Genomic DNA, 19,415 nt, shown 5'->3' with positions numbered 1-19,415 from the left:
TACTTATATTCAGTTGTTTAGATATAAAAACTATTCCTATAAATTTCTTGTATACCTTTTTATAAAGTAAAGATTCACTAAAAGGGGACTCTTTTTAATGTTACAAATAGATGTTTATAACACACTCGTCATTGCCAGCCTTGTTTTATTACTTGGCCAATTCCTTGTTACTCAAGTTAGTATTTTAAATCGCTATACTATTCCTGGTCCTGTAGCAGGAGGGTTATTTGCTGCAATAATATTGCTATTGGCCAAAATAATATTTGACTGGCAAGTAACCTTTGACATGTCATTAAGAGATCCCTTAATGCTAATGTTCTTTGCCAGCGTTGGTTTAAATGCCAATATTCAACAGCTACGTTCTGGCGGCAAAATGATCTTTATATTCTTAATTGGAGTAGTAGGTCTTTTATTTATCCAAAATATTGTTGGTATTAGTCTAGCAACTGCTTTAGGCATGGATCCTTTAATGGGATTATTAGCTGGTTCAATTACTCTTTCAGGAGGACACGGAACAGGCGGAGCTTGGGGCGATATTTTTGTAAGTCAGTATGGCTTTGCAGGTGCTATTGAAGTGGCTATGGCATGTGCTACATTCGGTTTAGTTTTTGGTGGAATAATTGGCGGCCCTGTTGCACGTTATCTTATTAAGAAAAATAAAATAGAAGAACACCCAGAACATCCAGAAACTGAAAAAGATAACCCCATTGACTCAACAGTTTTTGAAAAACCGCAGGTTAAACGTTCTATTAACTCCACAGCAATGATTGAAACTATTGCTATGCTAGCAATTTGCCTTAGCTTAGGTAGATATTTGCAACAACTATTACAAGGAACTATTTTTGAGTTACCTACCTTTGTATGCGTACTTTTTATTGGTGTTATCATAAGCAATACTATTCCTCGCATTAGCAATTTTCAAATTGTTGAACGTTCTGTATCCATCCTAGGTAATGTTTGTTTATCACTATTTTTAGCGATGGCATTAATGAGTTTAAAACTATGGGAACTCGCATCATTAGCTATCCCTATGCTTATTATTCTGGTTATTCAAACTATTATTATGGCGTTATACGCTGTGTTTGTTACTTTCCGTCTTATGGGCAAAAACTATGATGCCGCTGTACTCGCAGCAGGCCATTGCGGTTTCGGTTTAGGGGCAACACCTACAGCCATTGCCAATATGCAAATTGTTACTGAACGATTTGGCCCTTCACATATTGCATTTATTGTAGTACCAATGGTGGGTGCATTTTTTATTGATATTGTAAATGCTATTATTATTAAACTATTCTTATTACTACCATTCTTTACAGCATTAACTCCTGCCGTATAAGCCTCGTCTACTTCAAATACATATTCATAGATAATTACTGTTGAATATGTATTTGAAAATGGCAACTTCTATATGGAATAAAAAAATACAATTTACTTTTTATATACACCTAAAAAACAAGTACTATTTCTCCGTATATAAAATTTAATTTTTTACCAAATAGCTCCTTTAGGAGATCATTGAATGCTTACTTTATTTCGCTATTTCTCTATTGTCCTCTTGTGTGCCTGTAATTTTTTAATTCCACAAGCTTTAGCAAACCCTATGACTACAGTTGAGGTGGCTATTGACAATAATGAGCAACAAATTGATCCGTTATTAAGCAAAGGATTAACCACTGTATTAACGCGGTTAACAGGCAATCCCAAAATTACAGAGCAAGCAGCAATCACTGAAATCTTAAAAAAACCTAATGACTTCTTAGAAAACTATACCCAACAAACTAATCCTGCCCGTTTAGTTATCTCTTTCGATCAAACAGCTATTGAACAAGCGCTAGCCAAAGCCGATATTAGTTATTGGCAAAATCGTCGCCCTACTATTATGACGTGGTGGCTTAATGAAAATAATACTGACAGTAGCTTAGTAGATGATGCCCAAGCTTCTGCTAAAATCATCAGCAATGCAGCTAATACACAAGGCTTCCCTTTGCGTTTTCCATTAGCTGATTTAAACGAACAAGCGCTAGCTAATAAAACAAATTTTAATGCAGACAACCCTAAAGAAATTTTACAAGCATCAGAGCAGTATGCAGCCAATGCCATATTAATTGTTTATATGCAACAAACGGATAATAATTATCAAGCCACTTGGCGTCTATGGTTATCTGCAAATGACACAAAACCTCTAACGCAAGGTAATGCAACAGCAAACTCAGAGGCTAAACTAGCTGAACAAGTTTTCACAGCTATTAATCCTGCCTTAGCGAACGTTTTTATAATAAAAACAAGCGCAACAGAAACACTAGAAATTTTGATTAAAGACGTAGATTTTAGTCGTTATGTACAAGTAAATAATTTAATGAATAGTTTTGAAGGTAAGGTAATAGAAACATCAGGTACTACGATACTCTATCAAGTTAAAGCTGATCCTGCGCAAATTAAAGCTCAACTTGGTCTGCTAAATTTTGTCGAGGAAAAAGTAGACACCCCAACAGCAACAACCAATCAACCCTCTACAACTATGCTCACTTTTAAAGCGAGTAATAACTAATAAAAAGGCTTGCAAATGCAAGCCTTTTTTAATTACTGCCCTTGTAATAAAATCGGATCCCCCACTAACAAACTATCCGCCTCATAAGCAATTTTTAGATCTTTTTCTGGATAATCCAAATGATACAAAAAATGGCGCAGACAATTTAAACGGGCACGTTTTTTATCATCTGACTTAACAATAGTCCAAGGTGCATCGCCTGTATGAGTATGGAAAAACATAGCTTCCTTAGCTTTTGTATAATCATCCCACTTATCCAATGATTGAATATCCACAGGTGATAATTTCCATTGTTTTAATGGATCATCACGACGGGCGATAAAACGGCGTAACTGTTCTTCACGACTTACTGAGAACCAATATTTAAATAAGATAATACCACTATTTACCAACATCCTTTCAAAATTGGGGGTCTCGCGCAAAAACTCTAAATATTCACGTTGTGTACAGAAACCCATCACCTTTTCAACGCCTGCACGGTTATACCAAGAGCGGTCAAAAAATACGATTTCACCTTTAGTAGGTAAGTGCTGAATATAACGTTGGAAATACCATTGTCCTCTTTCTGCATCAGTAGGTTTTTCCAAAGCCACAACACGGGCACCCCGAGGATTTAAATGCTCATTAAAGCGCTTAATAGTTCCCCCTTTACCTGCCGCATCACGTCCTTCAAAGAGTAGCACAATATGTTGTCCTGTTTCTTTAACCCAACGCTGTACTTTTAATAACTCTATTTGTAATTGCTTTTTGGTTTTTTCATAATCATTACGTTTAATTCTAGTACGGTAAGGGTAACTATCAGGGAGAACTGCTGAACTACTATCTTCTGTAGTACCGTGAGGTGCTAAAGCTACTTTAGTTGCTATTGGATCTTTACTAGCTTCTTGAATAGTTTTAACCGACAAATCACGTGCAGCTTTGGTTGCAGAAGTTTTTGCAACTACTTTACGTGTACGAGGTGTAGTTGTAGGTTTAGCAGCGCTTTTTCTCACAGGCGTTTTTTTAGTAGTTGGTTTAGTCGTCTTACCCTGTTCCATAGATATTACCTTCACTTAATGCCAAAGTGATCATTATAACAGTAAAAGGTAAAACTCCTTAAAAATATCAAGGTTATTTTTTGTAATTATTCACAAATAACGCAACTAATAAGCCTAAAAAACTAATACTTAATATGAAATAACTATACCAGATTTGATAAGGTGTTTTGCCTGACACTAAAGTTACTTCTCCCTGTAATACACCCACTTCAAAACTTGGAATTTCTTTAACGATCTGGCCTTTATTATCAATAATCGCAGTAATACCATTATTAGTTGCTCTCGCCATCCAGCGATCAGCTTCTAAAGCGCGCATTTGTGCCATTTGTATGTGTTGCTTAGGTCCAATGGAATGACCAAACCATGTGTCATTACTAATAGTTATCAACAAATTACTTTCAGCCCCCAAAGAAGCCACAAAATCTGGATACACTACCTCATAGCAAATAAAAGGAGCTACTTGATAGCTTTTCACTTTCAATAAAGGCTGATCTGAATTACCACGTCTAAAATCAGACATTGGTAAATCAAAAAACTCAATCATACCGCGTAGCATATCTTGTAAAGGAACATACTCACCAAAAGGAACCAATTTTTGTTTTAAATAAGTACCTTCACCCTCACCTGCTACGGTAATACCATTATAATAACGATCACCTTGACTATCCTGCTGCCTAATTGGCAGACCAGTTATTAATGTCGCTTGATTATTTTTTTCATAAACACCTATAGTATTATCTAATAAATCTTGCACAGATTCTTTTAGATAAGGAATCGCGTTTTCAGGCCAAATGACTAAACTATCTACCTTCTGGTTTTTTTGCGTCAAAGCCCAATATAAATTTAATTGATCTCTGTAAAATGAAGGTTCCCACTTTTGCCCTTGAGCAATATTACCCTGAACTAAAGTAACTGGTAATTTATCATTCACAGGTGTTGTCCAATGGATTTTATTAAGCAACATTCCTACAATGGGTAAAGCAATAACCATCACAAAGGTTATAATTACTTTTATTTTTTGTTGCCTAAAATAATAGGCTTTAATTAATAAAACTGTTATTAAGGCAATCAAAAAAGAAATTAGCCAAACACCGCCAATAGGCGCAAAACCTGCTAATGGTGCATCAAGCTGACTGTAGCCTGTGTAAAGCCAAGGAAAGCCTGTTAAAAACCAACCTCTAAACCATTCTTGGATAGCCCATAATCCTGCAAATGCGAAAGCATCTATAAAATAGGTATGGTCTGCACGAAACCATTTAACCCAAATAATGGCAGGAATAACAAAAAAGAAAGCAACCGACATACAGAAAGCAATAGTTAATGTAGCCGCTAGCCAAACAGGGGCATTACCAAAGGTATTGATACTGACATAAATCCAACTAACACCCGCTATATAGGCACCAAAACCATAACACCAACTACGGATAATCGCTTGTTTAACTGTAAGCTCTTTTAAACCCAGATAAAAACAACCAACAGAAATAAATGCGATTGGCCAAATATTAAAGGGCGCTAAGAAAAGTGGCGTTAAAACACCTGCTAAAAAGGCAATTAAATGGCCTAACCAACCCTTTTTGATAATAATGGATAGCATTGTTATTCCACAATTTTACAGGGAGTTAAGCGTAGTAAGTGGAGTCGACGACTATCTGCAGTAAGTACACGGTAACGAAATGCACCAATCACCATTGTTTCATTGCGCTTTGGCAAATGACCAAAGTGGTGTAAAACCAATTCACCAATAGTTTTGCCAAATTCTTCAGAATAACGATTTTCAGTAAAATATTGATTGAACACATGAATCGGCGTTTGAGCTTTAACCACAAAGTCACCATTTGGTTGAGGACGAATATAACTTTCTTCCTCTACATCGTGCTCATCTTCTATATCACCAACTATTTGCTCTAACACATCCTCAATGGTTACTAGTCCAGCCACACCACCATATTCATCTACTACAATAGCCATATGATTATGGGTAGCGCGAAACTCTCTTAATAATACATTTACTCTTTTTGACTCAGGTACATAAGTAGCTGGTCTAAGTAGTTTTTTAATATCACATTCAGTTTCTTGACCAGTTGCCAATTTCAATAAATAAGGTAGCAAATCTTTTGCTAATAAAATACCTGCTATTGTTTCATTATCTTCTTCTAAAACAGGATAACGAGAATGCGCTGTTTCAATAATAACAGGTAAAAACTCTTGAATTGTTTGAGTTAATTTAATAGAAACCATTTGCGAGCGTGACAACATAATATCACGGACTTGTAAGTCTGCTATTTGAATAGCACTCTCTACAATAGTTAACGCATCAGCATCTAGTAACTTATTGATGTGTGCCTCATGTAAAAGCTCTAATAAATCTTGACGATTCTTTGGCTCATGGGCAAATGCTTGGGTTAATTTTTCAAACCAAGATTTCTGCTGACTCGACTGTTCTTCGCTCATTTTCTTTTGCAATACCTACGTTTAGTTAACTTCCTGATAAGGGTCAGGATATCCCTGTTTCATTAGTAATTGTTGTTCTAATGTTTCCATTTCTGTAGCAGCTTGTTGCTCTTCATGATCAAAACCTAATAGGTGTAAACAACCATGAGTAACAAGGTGTGCCCAATGTGCTTCTAAACTTTTTTGCTGTTGCTCAGCTTCTTTCGTTACCACGGGTGCGCAGATAATTAAATCCCCTAATAAAGGAATATCAAGTATTCCCTCAGGTAACTCACTGGGAAACGATAAAACATTGGTTGCATAATCTTTACAACGATAAGTAGCATTAAGCGCTTGCCCTTCTGCCTCATCAACAATACGAATAGTAAGTTCCGCATGTTCTTGATAGGGTGTAATAGCTGCTTCACACCATTTTAGAAACAGACTAGCATCAGGTATATAAGGCTCTTCACTGGCTAGCTGCAAGTCTAACTCAATGCTCATTTTTTTCTTGTTGTCCTAAACTTTTATCATAACGATCATAAGCTTCTACAATACGTTGTACTAAGGGGTGTCTTACCACATCTTTTGCTTTAAAGTGAGTAAAGCTAATGCCAGGTACATCAAGCAAAACATCAATCACATGCATTAACCCTGAACGTGTGCCTTTAGGTAAATCAATTTGGGTGGTATCGCCCGTAATAACAGCAGTAGAACCAAAACCAATACGGGTTAAGAACATTTTCATTTGCTCAATAGTGGTATTTTGGCTTTCATCTAAAATAATAAAGCTATTATTTAAGGTACGACCACGCATATAAGCTAAAGGAGCTACTTCAATAACTTGTCGCTCAATTAATTTAGCTACATGTTCAAAGCCTAGCATTTCATACAGCGCATCATAAAGCGGACGTAAATAAGGATCAATTTTTTGTGATAGATCACCTGGTAAAAAACCTAGTTTTTCACCAGCTTCAACCGCTGGACGCACTAATAAAATACGACGTACTTGTTCCCGCTGTAATGCGTCCACTGCACAAGCAACTGCTAAATAAGTTTTACCTGTACCCGCAGGGCCAATACCAAAATTAATATCATTTTCTAAGATAGCTTTAACATAACCTTGCTGATTCGCACCACGTGGCCGAATAGTTCCCTTTAAGGTTTTTAAGGTGATTTGTGGTTGATTATTATTAGGCGCCACCATTTCTTCCAAGCCAGATTCTTGTAGGAATAAATGTATCACCTCTGGTGATAAGGGCATACTTTTCGCTTCACGGTATAATCGACGAATCAGATTCTCAGCTGCTAAGGCTGGTTCCTCATTACCTATTAACTCAAACTGATTACCACGATTACGGATTTCAATGCCCAAACGTTGCTCAATTTGCCGAAAATGTTCATCAAATTGACCACTTAAGTTGGCAAAACGTCTCGTATCGAATGGCTCTAATGTAAATTGTCTAGTGCTAGGTAAAGCGCTCAAAGTATTTAGTGGTTACCTTTAATTATTAACGAATAGCTTAAGCCTACAACAAGTTACGATGAATAGCAATTAGCTTAATCATTAATAAGCACTCCTCTTAATGAATGAGGTAATGCCTCTTCAATTGTTACCTTCACAAATTGACCAATTAGTAGCGGGTTATCACTTCGGAAATTAACTATACGGTTATTTTCGGTACGGCCTTGCAACATGCCTGGATCTTTCTTGGAGAAGTCTGTAACTAAAATTGTTTGAGTAGTGCCTACCATACGGCGACTAATTTCAAAGCCCTGCTGATTCAAACGTGCTTGTAATATTTGTAAGCGCTGTTTTTTTACTTCTTCTGGTGTATCGTCAGGTAGATCTGCAGCAGGGGTTCCAGGGCGCGCGCTATAAACAAAAGAATAAGAGAAATCAAAACCAACATCTGCTATCAACTTCATAGTTTGTTCAAAGTCTTGCTCTGTTTCTCCTGGAAAACCTACGATAAAATCAGAACTAATACAAATATCTGGTACTGCCGCCTTTAATTTGCGAATACGTGACTTATACTCAAGAGCTGTATGATTACGTTTCATCGCAGCTAAAATACGGTCCGAGCCAGCCTGTACAGGTAAATGTACAAACTTAACTAATTTTGCTAAATCCGCATGAGCTTGAATAAGTGCATCAGAAAACTCCAGAGGATGTGATGTGGTATAACGAATACGATCAATACCTTCAATTTCAGCCACTATTCGTAATAAATCGGCAAAATCAGTAATGCCACCTTCAGTATTACTGCCACGATAACCGTTAACATTTTGCCCTAATAAAATAACCTCTTTAACACCATTTTCAGCCAGATGGATAATCTCAGCAATGACATCTTCCACTGGACGACTAACTTCTTCACCTCGAGTATAAGGCACTACGCAGAAAGCACAGTATTTGCTACAACCTTCCATAATAGAAACCATTGCCGTTGGCCCATCCACGCGAGGTTCAGGCAAGCGGTCAAACTTTTCTATTTCAGGGAAAGATATATCTACTTGAGGCTTTTGAGTAGTCTTAGCTGCGTCAATCATTTCTGGTAAACGATGCAAGGTTTGTGGGCCAAATACTACATCCACATAAGGCGCACGATCACGAATAGCTGCCCCCTCTTGGCTAGCCACACAACCACCTACCCCAATTACAATATTAGGGTTACGTTTTTTCAGCTCACGCCACCGACCAAGATTTGAGAATACTTTTTCTTGTGCTTTTTCACGAATAGAGCAGGTATTTAATAATAAAATATCCGCCTCTTCAGGATTATCAGTTAACTCAACACCCTGATTTTCTCCCAATAGATCTGCCATACGAGCACTATCATACTCATTCATTTGACAGCCGTGTGTTTCAATAAAAAGCTTCTTGGTCATAATAATAGCAAACAACCTAATCAATTAATGAAAAGGATTATTATAAGATAGATAACAGCCTTTATCCTACTATTAAAAACATTTCATTTTAAATAGATGCATATTCGATTGAATACAATAAAGGCTTGCTTGAGGAGAGATACAGCTACTTAATAAAAATAGCTGTATTATTACTTATTAAGAAAGGGTTGCATCGATAAATGCAGCTAATTGCGATTTACTTACTGCACCCACTTTGGTTGCAATAGCTTCACCATTTTTAAAAATCATTAACGTAGGAATATTACGTACACCATAGGTTTGTGGAGTTTCTGGGTTGTTGCTAATATCCAATTTGCAGATTTGTAACTTGCCATCGTATTCATCCGCTAACACATCTAAAACAGGTGCTATCATTTTACATGGGCCACACCATTCAGCCCAATAGTCAACCAACACTGGTAGATCAGACTTTAATACATTTTCTGCAAAATCATTATCAGTGACATGAATAATGTCAGTCATTTTAAAACCCTCTGTGTAAACATTTACTCTGTTACTATGATACTGCTATATTCATTTTAAAAAAAGTTATAACCTACTAATGGCTGATGAAATTTTCTAACTAGCTTGATAGAATTTAACTAATCCTGCTGTAAATTAACTAAATCTAGAGTAAAATAAATGGTTTTCATTAACCTAACTTGTAGAATTTTGGTTACCTTAACTTATGAGCAAAAATGAAGAGCCTATTTATCGAGTGATTTTCTTAAACCAAGGTCAGGTTTACGAAATGTATGCCAAACAAATTTATCAAAGTGATTTGTGGGGTTTTCTTGAGATAGAAGAATTTATTTTTGGTGAACGCACCCAAATGGTAGTTGATCCTAGTGAGGAAAGACTAAAATCCCAATTTGAGGGTGTTAATCGAAGCTTTATACCAATGCACAGTGTCATCCGTATTGATGAAGTTGAACGTTTAGGAATTGCTAAAATCACTGAAGCAAAAGGTACTGGCAATATTATGCCATTTCCTATGCCCCCTCTGCCTACCAAATAATATAATAAGCGAGGTTAGCGTTACTCTTTAATATTTTTTAGATAGCGTCGGAATGTTTTACCTAAAATATAATTCGCTTGTTGTAATTCTTGTGGGCTCATCAGGTCTGCTGCTACATCGGCTTCATCCATTGCTTCATCAGAACCATTAATACCCGCTATTTTAAAAATAATATAGGCTTGTAAATTATTAACAGGCACGCCTTGCCCTTGTAAATACATATAACCTAATCGAACTTGAGCATCAACCTGCGCTTGAGCAGAAGCTTGTTTAAACCAATAAAGTGCCTCTGGATAGTTAGCAGTAACTAATTTTCCATCACTATAATAAAGCCCCAATTGGTATTGAGCCTCTTTATCACCCGCTTTTGCAGCCACCAAACAACGATCTAGCATAAAGGCTTGTTGCTCTTGAGGCACATTAAATGTACAACTTGTTATAGTTGGTAAATTTAATCCCTCTGCTGATAATTGATTAATAAATAATAATAGCAAACAACTAATTGAATAGAATTTGCAATAAGAACTGTTCATAGCCCTATTTAAGTACTCCTAGCAACAACGGTGGCCTTATAAGAAACATTATCTAAAGTGTACGCCCTTTTATATAAAACAGTAATAGCCAGCAAAAAATAATTTTATGCTTGTTATTCATTGGTTAAGCTAGCAGGGTCTTCTAACTTCTCCCAAAATGATTTAATAGCATTTTTCTTAATCAATGAACAACGATAAAGCCGTATTTCCAATGGAATAAACCACTGGCTATCCCCACATATTACTAACTCTTTACGAGCCAACTCATTTTCCACACTCAATTTAGGTAACCACGCCACACCTAAACCTTCCATAGCCATCGCTTTTAAACTGTCCGCCATAGCTGTTTCAAAGAGTTTGACATAGCGTAGTTTAGATTGCCTTAATAGTAAATTAACCGAATGTCCTAGAAAAGCACCTTGTCCATAGGCCAATAAAGGGAATTGTTGTTGATTGTTTATTTCAAATAAGGGTTGTTTATACTCATCAAAACCACACACAGGAACCATCTCTGTATGCCCTAAAACCAACCAAGGAAACAACTCTGGTGGCAGTTGTAAAGCAGATTCAGGATCGTGGTAAGCGAGCATTAAGTCGCAAGCACCTTCACGTAAAGCACGGGTTGCATCACCCACATTTGCTGCCACTAAGCGACAAGTAACTGATAAGCCATCTCTGCGAAGCTTCGCCATCCATTGCGGGAAAAAACCTTGTGCTAACGAGTGTGCTACTGCAAATTGCAATACTTCACCCTGTGTAGTATCGGTATGATGAATATGCCTAACCACCTCATGTAATTGCTCTATTACATTCCTTGCAGTAATCAAGAAAACTTGACCTGACTCGGTTAATTCAATGGGTGTTTTAGAACGATTAATTAAACTAAAACCTAGCGCCTCTTCCAAATTTTTAATACGACGACTAAAGGCAGGTTGTGTTACAAAACGTTGCTCCGCAGCCTTAGAAAAACTACAGGTTGTAGCAAGGGCGCTAAAGTCTTCTAACCATCGTAATTCAAGGTTCATGTCCATTTTCTCTCAAAAATAAAAAAACCATATTATGCAAATTTTGCATAGCATAGCAAATAAAGGCATTTGTAAGAAACCCTTTTAAATCCTATTATTTCGCAAATTTTGTAGTAACCGTATTTCAAAAACAGGTTTTTATTATGTCCAATTCTGCATCAGTCCGCATTGAAAAAGATTTACTTGGTACTCTAGAAGTACCTAATGATGCCTATTATGGTATTCAAACATTAAGAGCAATTAACAACTTTAAACTCACAGGCATTACCTTATCTCACTTCCCTAAATTAGTGAATGCGTTAGCCATGGTCAAATGGGCTGCTGCAGAAGCCAATCATGAATTAGGTTATTTATCTGATGAAAAACATGCGGCTATTGTTAAAGCCTGTGAACGTATCACCAATGGCGAGTTTCATGATCAATTTTTAGTAGATATGATTCAAGGCGGTGCAGGTACTTCTACCAATATGAATGCTAATGAAGTCATTGCTAATATTGCCTTAGAAGAAATGGGACATCAAAAAGGTGAATATAAATATTTGCACCCTAATAATGATGTCAATATGGCTCAATCTACTAACGATGCCTATCCAACCGCCATTCGTGTTGGTTTATTATTAGGCTATGATTCATTATTAGATGCATTAGGTAAACTACGTGACTCTTTTGCACAAAAAGGCGAAGAGTTTGCCCATGTGATTAAAATGGGTCGCACTCAATTACAAGATGCTGTACCTATGACACTTGGCCAAGAGTTTAAAGCTTTTGCCACTACACTAACTGAAGATGTCGACCGCATTCGTCTATTAATCCCTGATTTACTACGTGAAGTAAATCTTGGCGGTACAGCGATTGGTACAGGTATTAATGCCGACCCTCGTTATCAATTCTTAGCGGTACAACATCTAGCACGTATTACAGGACACCCTTTATTACCTGCTACTGACTTAATTGAAGCCACCTCAGATATGGGTGCTTTCGTATTACTGTCTGGTATGCTAAAACGTACAGGTGTCAAGCTATCAAAAATCTGTAATGACTTAAGATTATTATCAAGTGGTCCAAGAACAGGTATTAATGAAATTAACTTACCACCAAGACAACCTGGTAGTTCTATTATGCCTGGTAAAGTTAACCCTGTTATTCCTGAAGCAGTTAACCAAGTAGTATTTGAAGTGATTGGTAATGATTTAGCACTAACAATTGCAGCGGAAGGTGGCCAGTTACAATTAAATGTTATGGAACCACTGATTGCCTATAAAACATTTGACTCTATAAGACTGTTAAGTCGTGCTATGGAAATGTTGCGCACCCTTTGTATTGAAGGCATTACAGCCAACGTTGAACATTGTAAAAATCTTGTTGAACACTCAATTGGTTTAGTAACTGCACTTAACCCTTATATTGGTTATGAAAACTCAACGCGTATTGCTCGTATCGCTTTAGAAACTGGCAAAGGTGTATTAGAGTTAGTACGAGAAGAGAAATTACTCAGTGAAGAAACACTTGAAGAAATTCTTAAGCCTGAAAATATGATTGCACCGCATTTAGCATTAACAGATTTAACTAAACACTAAATCTTGTCTTATATCGCTATTTGTATAAAAAGGTAGTGCAATAGATATAAAAAAAGCCAGCTTTATTGCTGGCTTTTTACTTTGTACACTATGATTATTACAATCCTCTAATATTCATATCCACTGGATATTCTACAGAGAATTTAATCATTGTTTCTTTCTTTTCACCTGCACTTAGTGTCTGCTGCCAAGTTATTTTACCCTGTTTATCTTGCTCAATAGTTTTAGGATTGGGTGATAATAATTTAACGGTAATTTTCTCATCTTGAGATACTGGAATATGATCCATTATCTTGATAGTTTCTGGTGTTTGCTTATTGTTCTGTACAGTAAGCAAATACTCATACGTTACTTTATTATAACAACTGGTTAAACCTGTTTTTTCTGTAAAACGATTAAGCTGTTTATAAGTAATGGCTATACCTTCATCCACACCTAAATCTAACTTTAATTCCTGTTTAGGCATAATGGTTTTTAAACTACCTGTCGTGATAAAACGATTATCCATAAAAATATTTAATTTACCTGCCAATAAGGGGAAATCAGTATTATTAATACTTGCTGCTTGCAAATAAGCAGCCTGAGCTAACTTAGGTACTGTTATATATTGCAGCTTGCTCGCTAAATCAATATCAGTAATAGTTACTTTCTGCTGACTACCATCACTGGCTAAAGAGGTAGGTTTAGCAATATTAAATGAAGCGCTTGTCATTCCAGTATCTACGCTAGCGATCTGTCTCACAGCTACTTCTTCTTGCATTGCTGCCATAGGAGCAGGAGCCATTGAAGCATAACCACTCGCACCAGCCAGTTTAGGTGTTATTGGCTTTACTTTTGTAGCCTCATTGATTAACCAAGCAGTTAATTCTGGAGCATTACCTCCTAAATTAGGCTTTGCGGTGGAAAGTGTTAATTTAACATTTTGCCAGTCCTCACCTGTCCTTTGACTAATCACACCTAAATAAGTCACTGATAACTTATTATTACGACTATCAAAACGAGCATCATAACTAGGATACCAATTAGCGCCATAAATCATATAGGTTAAATCCAAATTAACCTTACCTGCTTGCTGTAAATTAACACGAACCACCACATTCTTTACTTGATAGCCCGTTTTTTGCTGAATGGGATAACGTTCATTCTGTAGTACGCTCAGTTGTTTTTTCAAGGCTGTTGTTTGCTTAACAATGGTTCGTTGTTTTTCTAGAATAGTAGCTAAATTATCTTTAGCAAACTGCATAATATTTTGTAGTTCTTGTGCTGATGGACGCGTGGCATCTTTGCTTGGTGCTAATACACCCTCTTGCATTTTTTTAACAAACTCTTGCTGATTTATTAATAATTTTTCTTGATCTGCTAAGGCGTTTAACTGGGCATTTAATTGCTTAATTTCTTGATCTATTTTTTGTAAACGTATATTCGCTTCTTCTAGGCGAGCCTGTTGCTTAGTTGTCACATCTAAAATAGTGGTGGGAACAGTACTTAATGCATTTAGTTGCACTGAATTATTATCTAACTGCACAGGTAGATTATTAAAAGATAACTCATGCTCACCCGCAGGTAATAATATCTCTGCTTTACGAGTAATCGCTGCTCTATCTGTGTAAACGGTTACCTCTTTAATTGCAGAAGTTAATGTCTTTTGTTCAGCATAACAATAAATACTTAATGTGCCTAAACAAATAACCGATAGCCATTGTTTCATTATCATGCTCCTTATAAACCTATCACTTTAGTATCTACTGGATAATCAATGGTAAAATTAACGGGGATTTCTTGCTTCTCCATAGGCTTAAGGGTAATTTGCCAATTAAGCTTTCCTTCCTTATCTGGACTAATATTTTTTGGCGATAGTAGTTTTACCTTTATTTTTTCATTTTGTGAAATGGGAATATGGTCTTTAATATCTAACTTAACCTCTTTATTTTTATTATTTTGTACAGTAATTAAATAATTATAAGTAATACGCTCGCCACTATTAGTAAAGCCTGTTTTCTCCGTAAAACGTTTTAATTGTTTATAGGTTACTTTAATCGCTTCATCTGCACCTAAATCAATTTTAAATTGTTCATTAGGCATGGCTGTTTTTAGCTGTCCTGTTGCAATAAAACGACCATCCATAAAGATATTTAATTGTCCTGCTAATAGTGGGTAGGTTGAACTATTTTTAGTATCTGCTTGTAAATAAGCTACTTGCTGTAAACGTGGTACTATTTGATAAACTAAATTGGTTGATAACTCAGGAATACTATTGATAGTTACTTTTTGCTGATCTCCCCCTGTTATCAATGAGGTAGGTTCAGTAATGGTAAAGGCTGTACTGGTCGCACTCATTTCTACATTTGCCACAGGCACTAATGCTGGTTTATAACTTACCACTTTATCCATTTTTGCAGATACCGACTGTTCTGGTTCAAGTACCATCTGTATTCTGCCCTTTGCACGCGCTCGGGCATCGCTATCAAACTTCGCAGAATATTCTTCCAGCTTCCATTCCATTAATAAAGGCGCATTACCTCCTAAAGCTGGACGAGCTGTTGATAAAGTAAGCTTAACATTTCGCCAATCTTCGCCTGTTTGTTGAGCAACATTAGCAGAATAATTTAAAGATAAATTTTGTTGTTTACTATTAAAACGTGCATCATAAATAGGATACCAACTAGCACCCAAGGTAACATAAGTTAAAGCTATTTTTACGGTTGCTGATTGAGCCAAGCTTACCCTAACAGCTACATTTTTAACCTGTGTATTAACTTCTCTTTGTAAAGGATAACGATCATTTTGCAGTACTTGTAGTTGCTTTTGTAATTGCTCTTTATCTGTTGTTAGCTGCCGTTGCTCTGCTGTTAACTGGGTTAAGTTATTATTAGCAAGCTCCATTATCTGTTGGATTTGTTGCATTGATGGTCTATTGGCTTTATCAGTAGCACCTACTGCACTATTTTGCATTTGCTTAATAAAATCATACTGACTTTTTATAATATTCTCTCTGTCATCTAGCTTAGCCAACTGCTCTTGTAATGTTTCTATTTGCTTTTCGATTTGTTGTAAGCGTTCATTAGCATTACTAATTAGAAGTTGCTGCTTAGTAACCACATCCAAAATAGTAGTAGCACTGGTTGCTTTTGCATCTACTTGTAGTGAAGCATCATCCAAACGCACTGGCAAATTTTCAAAAATTAACTCATGCTCACCTGCAACTAACTGTACTTCAGCATAACGAGTAATTGCTGCACGATCATTGTATACAGTTACTTCTTTAATTGCTGAACTTAGCTTTTGTGTTTCTGCCTGACAGTAAAAAGTTAGAGTTCCTAAACAGATAATAATTAGCCACTTAGTCATAGCTTTGTCCTTTTTAATTTAACCCATAAAAAAAGATCCTATATAAACTATACAGGATCTTTTTTTATTCGCTATGAATCTAGCTTAACTTTTACAACATTTTTACAACTCTACAATTTTTTTACGTTGTTCAGTTAAACGTGCAATCGCTTGTTCCGCTTCTGCCAATTTGCTGCGTTCTTTTTCAATCACCTCAGCAGGTGCTTTTTCCACAAAGCTAGCATTGCCTAACTTACCATTAGTACGTTGTACTTCTGCTGTTAGTTTTTGAATTTCTTTATCCAAACGTGCTAGTTCTGCCTCTTTATCAATAAGCCCTGCCATAGGCACTAATACTTCCATATCACCCACTAAGGCAGTAGCCGCGGGTGGAGCTTCTTGGCCTGCTGTTAGTGCAGTAATATTTTCTAGCTTAGCTAGTTTCTTTAAGAATGCTTCATTTTCTTGTAAACGACGTTGATCTTCACTATTGCAATGGTTCAGCATTACTTCTAATAGCTTACCGGGATTAATATTCATTTCCGCGCGAATATTACGGATACCATTAATAAAGGCTTTTAACCATTCAATATCTGCTTCTGCTTGTTTATCTAGCTTACTTTCATCAGCAATAGGATAAGGTTGTAGCATAATAGTATCACCAGATTTACCTGCTAATACTTTAATACTCTGCCAAATTTCTTCTGTAATAAATGGCATAATAGGATGCGCTAAACGCAAAGTTGCTTCTAATACCCTAACCAAGGTACGACGCGTACCTCTTAAACGCTCAACAGGTGCAGACTCATCCCATAATACAGGTTTAGAAAGCTCTAAGTACCAATCACAGTATTGGTTCCAAATAAATTCATAAAGCACTTGCGTTGCTAAATCAAAACGGAATTGATCTAGATGACGAGCTACTTCAGTTTCCGTATGCTGTAGTTGTGAAATAATCCAACGATCTGCTAAGGTTAACTCGACAGGCTCATCATTTTGCCCACAATCTTGATTGTCACACTGCATAAGCACATAACGAGCAGCATTCCAAATTTTATTACAGAAATTACGATAACCCTCAACACGGCTCATATCAAAGTTAATATCACGACCTGTAGAGGCTAATGAGCAGAAAGTAAAACGTAACGCATCTGTACCATAGGAAGCAATTCCATCTGGAAACTCCTTACGGGTTTGCTTATCAATCTTTTCAGCATCTTTTGGTCGCATTAAGCCACTTGTACGTTTAGCGACTAAACTCTCTAGGTCTATGCCATCAATAATATCTAAAGGATCTAAAACATTGCCTTTAGATTTCGACATTTTTTGACCTTGACTATCCCTTACCAAACCATGCATATAGACAGTTTTAAAAGGTACTTGTGGCGTGCCATCTGGATTTTTTATTAGATGCATAGTCATCATAATCATTCTGGCTACCCAGAAGAAAATAATATCAAAACCACTCACTAATACTGAGCTTGGATGAAAGGTTTTTAAGGCATCGGTTTGCTCTGGCCAACCCAAGGTGGAAAATGTCCACAGCCCAGAACTAAACCATGTATCCAGTACATCAGGATCACGTTTTAATTGAATACTATTTGCCAAGTTATATTGTTGACGAACTTCTTGTTCATCTCTACCCACATATACTTGACCCTGTTCATCATACCAAGCAGGAATTTGATGTCCCCACCATAATTGACGACTAATACACCAATCTTGAATATTACGCATCCAAGCAAAATACATATTTTCATATTGCTTAGGTACAAATTGAATACGTCCGTCTTCTACTGCTTCAATAGCAGGTTTAGCTAATACAGATGCTTTTACATACCATTGATCCGTTAGCCATGGTTCAATCACTGTACCTGAACGATCTCCTCTTGGTACTTTAAGGGCATGGTCTTCAATTTTTTCTAGTAAACCTAACTTCTCAAAATCGGCAACTACTGCCTTTCTAGCATCAAAACGATCCATTTCAGCATAAACCGCAGGCAAACGAGTATCTGCTGTGGTATTAACCGTTCCATCTATATTAAAAGCTTGTGCTACTTTTAAAATAGCCCCATTAGCATCTAATACATTAATCAATGTTAAATTATGGCGTTTACCCACTTCATAATCATTAAAATCGTGAGCAGGGGTAATCTTTACACAGCCTGTACCAAATGCAGGATCTACATATTCATCGGCAATAATAGGTATTTCACGATTGACCAACGGCAATAAAATAGTTTTGCCAATTAAATGCTGATAACGCTCATCTTCTGGATGAACAGCAACTGCTGTATCCCCTAACATAGTTTCAGGACGAGTAGTGGCAACAATTAAATACTCTATGCCTTGTTTAGTTTTCTCGCCATTCATTAATGGATAACGCAAATGCCATAGGTGACCTTTTTCATCATGGTTTTCTACTTCAAGGTCAGAAATAGCGGTATGAAATTTACAATCCCAATTAACTAAACGTTTACCACGGTAAATCAAGCCATCATTATAGAGACGAACAAAGGCTTCCTTTACTGCATTGGATAATCCTTCATCCATCGTAAAGCGTTCCCGAGACCAATCTACTGAGGAACCTAAGCGACGAATTTGACGGGTAATATTACCGCCTGATTCAGCTTTCCACTCCCAGACTTTTTCAATAAAGTTGTCACGCCCTAAATCATGGCGACTAATATTTTGTAACCCAAGCTGACGCTCTACCACCATTTGTGTAGCTATACCTGCATGGTCTGTACCTGGTTGCCATAAAGTATTTCTACCTTGCATACGACGGTAACGGATTAAGGTATCCATAATGGCATTATTAAAACCATGCCCCATGTGTAAATTACCTGTGACATTAGGCGGTGGCAGCATAATAGTATAAGGTTCACCTTGTCCTTGTGGGGCAAAGTAATTATTAGATTCCCATGTTTGATACCATGAGCGTTCAATACTGTCAGGTTGATATGTCTTGTCCATAGGGATAGATGTCTATTCTTAGCTAATTCAG

At 36.7% G+C, this 19,415-nt stretch carries 16 protein-coding genes; 4 read left to right on the top strand and 12 right to left on the bottom strand.

The genetic code is table 11. The features are described from left to right. Positions 1 to 97 precede the first annotated feature (97 nt). Together gltS and JHT90_RS00655 are read left to right on the top strand one after the other, a co-directional pair. Complete coding sequence (gene gltS / locus JHT90_RS00660; protein ID WP_201092881.1) at positions 98 to 1,336, top strand: sodium/glutamate symporter; 1,239 nt, start codon at positions 98 to 100, stop codon at positions 1,334 to 1,336. Positions 1,337 to 1,519: 183 nt separating this feature from the next. Then, positions 1,520 to 2,548, top strand: a complete 1,029-nt coding sequence (locus tag JHT90_RS00655; RefSeq protein WP_201092879.1) for a DUF2066 domain-containing protein — start codon at positions 1,520 to 1,522, stop codon at positions 2,546 to 2,548. Positions 2,549 to 2,580: 32 nt separating this feature from the next. On the opposite strand, the gene ppk2 is transcribed toward JHT90_RS00655, so the two are convergent. The 7 genes from ppk2 to trxA all read right to left on the bottom strand — a co-directional run bounded on the left by ppk2 (position 2,581) and on the right by trxA (position 9,411). Next, positions 2,581 to 3,585 (bottom strand): polyphosphate kinase 2, encoded by a 1,005-nt coding sequence (gene ppk2 / locus JHT90_RS00650; RefSeq protein WP_201092877.1) that lies wholly within the window; start codon positions 3,583 to 3,585, stop codon positions 2,581 to 2,583. A 73-nt stretch (positions 3,586 to 3,658) separates the two neighbouring features. Next, positions 3,659 to 5,179, bottom strand: a complete 1,521-nt coding sequence (lnt, locus tag JHT90_RS00645; RefSeq protein ID WP_201092875.1) for an apolipoprotein N-acyltransferase — start codon at positions 5,177 to 5,179, stop codon at positions 3,659 to 3,661. A 2-nt stretch (positions 5,180 to 5,181) separates the two neighbouring features. After that, entirely contained in the window at positions 5,182 to 6,036 is an 855-nt protein-coding gene (locus JHT90_RS00640; RefSeq protein ID WP_201092873.1) for an HlyC/CorC family transporter, read from the bottom strand. 21 nt (positions 6,037 to 6,057) lie between these two features. After that, a complete protein-coding gene (ybeY, locus tag JHT90_RS00635) occupies positions 6,058 to 6,519 on the bottom strand; it encodes an rRNA maturation RNase YbeY (protein WP_201092865.1) in 462 nt (153 codons plus the stop codon). Continuing rightward, positions 6,509 to 7,501, bottom strand: a complete 993-nt coding sequence (locus tag JHT90_RS00630; RefSeq protein ID WP_201092863.1) for a PhoH family protein — start codon at positions 7,499 to 7,501, stop codon at positions 6,509 to 6,511. Before JHT90_RS00630 ends, ybeY begins: the two co-directional genes overlap by 11 nt. Positions 7,502 to 7,575: 74 nt before the next feature. Further along, on the bottom strand, positions 7,576 to 8,907 hold the full coding sequence (gene miaB, locus JHT90_RS00625) for a tRNA (N6-isopentenyl adenosine(37)-C2)-methylthiotransferase MiaB (protein ID WP_201092861.1): 1,332 nt from the start codon (positions 8,905 to 8,907) through the stop codon (positions 7,576 to 7,578). 177 nt (positions 8,908 to 9,084) lie between these two features. After that, entirely contained in the window at positions 9,085 to 9,411 is a 327-nt protein-coding gene (gene trxA / locus JHT90_RS00620; protein WP_201092859.1) for a thioredoxin TrxA, read from the bottom strand. A gap of 205 nt (positions 9,412 to 9,616) precedes the next feature. Between trxA and JHT90_RS00615 the strand changes: the two genes are divergently transcribed. Then, entirely contained in the window at positions 9,617 to 9,946 is a 330-nt protein-coding gene (locus JHT90_RS00615) for a DUF1820 family protein (protein ID WP_201092857.1), read from the top strand. 20 nt (positions 9,947 to 9,966) lie between these two features. On the opposite strand, the gene JHT90_RS00610 is transcribed toward JHT90_RS00615, so the two are convergent. Further along, complete coding sequence (locus JHT90_RS00610) at positions 9,967 to 10,479, bottom strand: tetratricopeptide repeat protein (protein ID WP_201092855.1); 513 nt, start codon at positions 10,477 to 10,479, stop codon at positions 9,967 to 9,969. Positions 10,480 to 10,592: 113 nt separating this feature from the next. Continuing rightward, entirely contained in the window at positions 10,593 to 11,504 is a 912-nt protein-coding gene (locus JHT90_RS00605; protein WP_201092848.1) for a LysR substrate-binding domain-containing protein, read from the bottom strand. 143 nt (positions 11,505 to 11,647) lie between these two features. Between JHT90_RS00605 and aspA the strand changes: the two genes are divergently transcribed. Beyond that, positions 11,648 to 13,081, top strand: a complete 1,434-nt coding sequence (aspA, locus tag JHT90_RS00600; protein WP_201092846.1) for an aspartate ammonia-lyase — start codon at positions 11,648 to 11,650, stop codon at positions 13,079 to 13,081. A 97-nt stretch (positions 13,082 to 13,178) separates the two neighbouring features. Here the strand turns inward: aspA and JHT90_RS00595 are convergent, their stop codons facing one another. The 3 genes from JHT90_RS00595 to JHT90_RS00585 all read right to left on the bottom strand — a co-directional run bounded on the left by JHT90_RS00595 (position 13,179) and on the right by JHT90_RS00585 (position 19,384). Beyond that, positions 13,179 to 14,789 (bottom strand): mucoidy inhibitor MuiA family protein, encoded by a 1,611-nt coding sequence (locus JHT90_RS00595; protein ID WP_201092844.1) that lies wholly within the window; start codon positions 14,787 to 14,789, stop codon positions 13,179 to 13,181. Positions 14,790 to 14,800: 11 nt separating this feature from the next. After that, positions 14,801 to 16,429 (bottom strand): mucoidy inhibitor MuiA family protein, encoded by a 1,629-nt coding sequence (locus JHT90_RS00590; RefSeq protein WP_201092842.1) that lies wholly within the window; start codon positions 16,427 to 16,429, stop codon positions 14,801 to 14,803. 102 nt (positions 16,430 to 16,531) lie between these two features. Continuing rightward, positions 16,532 to 19,384: a valine--tRNA ligase gene (locus JHT90_RS00585; protein WP_201092840.1), complete on the bottom strand. Its 2,853-nt coding sequence runs from the start codon at positions 19,382 to 19,384 to the stop codon at positions 16,532 to 16,534. Between the last annotated feature and the right edge of the window lie 31 nt (positions 19,385 to 19,415).

Origin of the sequence: Entomomonas asaccharolytica, from assembly GCF_016653615.1 — a bacterium.
Classification (GTDB): Bacteria; Pseudomonadota; Gammaproteobacteria; order Pseudomonadales; family Pseudomonadaceae; genus Entomomonas; species Entomomonas asaccharolytica.
This window is presented reverse-complemented; position numbering and strand designations above follow the sequence as displayed.

Coding starts and splice junctions, on each gene's coding strand:
- JHT90_RS00595 (WP_201092844.1), bottom strand. CDS start 14,789: ATGAAACAATGGCTATCGGTTATTTGTTTAGGCACATTAAGTATTTAT.
- JHT90_RS00605 (WP_201092848.1), bottom strand. CDS start 11,504: ATGAACCTTGAATTACGATGGTTAGAAGACTTTAGCGCCCTTGCTACA.
- ybeY (WP_201092865.1), bottom strand. CDS start 6,519: ATGAGCATTGAGTTAGACTTGCAGCTAGCCAGTGAAGAGCCTTATATA.
- trxA (WP_201092859.1), bottom strand. CDS start 9,411: ATGACTGACATTATTCATGTCACTGATAATGATTTTGCAGAAAATGTA.
- JHT90_RS00655 (WP_201092879.1), top strand. CDS start 1,520: ATGCTTACTTTATTTCGCTATTTCTCTATTGTCCTCTTGTGTGCCTGT.
- JHT90_RS00615 (WP_201092857.1), top strand. CDS start 9,617: ATGAGCAAAAATGAAGAGCCTATTTATCGAGTGATTTTCTTAAACCAA.
- gltS (WP_201092881.1), top strand. CDS start 98: ATGTTACAAATAGATGTTTATAACACACTCGTCATTGCCAGCCTTGTT.
- JHT90_RS00640 (WP_201092873.1), bottom strand. CDS start 6,036: ATGAGCGAAGAACAGTCGAGTCAGCAGAAATCTTGGTTTGAAAAATTA.
- JHT90_RS00585 (WP_201092840.1), bottom strand. CDS start 19,384: ATGGACAAGACATATCAACCTGACAGTATTGAACGCTCATGGTATCAA.
- aspA (WP_201092846.1), top strand. CDS start 11,648: ATGTCCAATTCTGCATCAGTCCGCATTGAAAAAGATTTACTTGGTACT.
- ppk2 (WP_201092877.1), bottom strand. CDS start 3,585: ATGGAACAGGGTAAGACGACTAAACCAACTACTAAAAAAACGCCTGTG.
- JHT90_RS00590 (WP_201092842.1), bottom strand. CDS start 16,429: ATGACTAAGTGGCTAATTATTATCTGTTTAGGAACTCTAACTTTTTAC.
- JHT90_RS00610 (WP_201092855.1), bottom strand. CDS start 10,479: ATGAACAGTTCTTATTGCAAATTCTATTCAATTAGTTGTTTGCTATTA.
- miaB (WP_201092861.1), bottom strand. CDS start 8,907: ATGACCAAGAAGCTTTTTATTGAAACACACGGCTGTCAAATGAATGAG.
- lnt (WP_201092875.1), bottom strand. CDS start 5,179: ATGCTATCCATTATTATCAAAAAGGGTTGGTTAGGCCATTTAATTGCC.